Raw genomic sequence first — 447 nt, forward strand, 5'->3', positions numbered from 1 at the left:
TATCTTTTTGGCAACCCATGGCATCAATCGTGACAAGGCACCCACGAATATTCAGCAAGCCCAGTAATTCAGGGATTGCGGTTATTTCATTGGATTTCTCTGAAGTTTTTACTTGCCCTATAACAACCTGATTAGCGGCGCTAAATGCGCTCACCATATGGATTGCACCTTGCCGGCGACCTTTATCGTAAGTGCTTCGAAGAGTCTTACCATCAATAGCAATCACTTCACCGTTAGTTACTTCATGACAAGATTTCATCCAGGCAGCAAAGCATTTTTGAAGCTGTTTAGCTGATATCATTCCCATTACACGAGCTATCGTATCGTGAACAGGAATACCGTTCTCGAAATCTCCATATTGGCGCAACCATTCAAGGTGGTCATCTCCAAAATCCTGGATTTCCTCCCAACCTTCAGCACCACCAATAACGGCAACGATAGCTAGGA

Annotated in this window: 1 protein-coding gene; it reads right to left on the reverse strand. The window is 44.3% G+C overall.

The genetic code is table 11. The annotated features are described in order from the left end of the window. Window positions 1-447 (reverse strand): ISAs1 family transposase (locus tag Q0852_RS23730; RefSeq protein WP_299022915.1); only part of this gene is annotated, 447 nt, incomplete at both ends.

The organism is uncultured Photobacterium sp., assembly GCF_947502415.1.
In the GTDB taxonomy this organism is placed as follows: domain Bacteria; phylum Pseudomonadota; class Gammaproteobacteria; order Enterobacterales; family Vibrionaceae; genus Photobacterium.